Source organism: Neisseria sp. P0021.S006 (assembly GCF_051956895.1).
On the sequence record NZ_JBQCWZ010001074.1, the window covers coordinates 1 to 509 of the forward strand.

1 protein-coding gene is annotated in these 509 nt (G+C 45.0%); it reads right to left on the reverse strand.

Features of this window, described 5'->3' with window-relative positions; genetic code table 11:
- Positions 1–99: 99 nt before the first annotated feature.
- The coding region (locus ACTHUM_RS18790) for a TolC family protein (RefSeq protein WP_440403795.1) at positions 100–509 on the reverse strand (410 nt) is incomplete at its 5' end.

Below are 509 nucleotides of genomic sequence, written 5' to 3' on the forward strand. Positions count from 1 at the left end.
CTATTCATTACAATAATTTCTTCCGGTAGCAAATGTAAATAAGGTAAGCAAAAGGCCGTCTGAAATTACTTTCAGACGGCCTACGTTTTAATAAAACGTTTATTTCTTATTTAATTTAAAGCCACCGCCCAACTGGGCATTGAGGTTACTCCAAGCTGTCAGATATTCTGCATGGTATTGAACCGCCGACATTTTCGTACGCGCAGCTTCGTCTTGTTTTTGCAAAGCGGTCAAGCCGTTATCCAAACCTGCACGAACACGTCCTTTCGCATTTTGCACAGATTTATCGGCAATATTGACCATCTTGTTCCAAGTATCTTGTCGGCTTTTCAGGCTTTGATAGTCGACTACAGCATCTGCCGCCGAACGCATGGCGTTCAAAACGTTTTGGTCATACACGGCAACCTGCTCGTTATATTGGGCGCGTTTGCCCGCCAATTTGGACTGCAGCGCGCCGGAAGTAAACAATAGCAGATTCAAAGCCGGAACAATGCCCAACATACCGGATG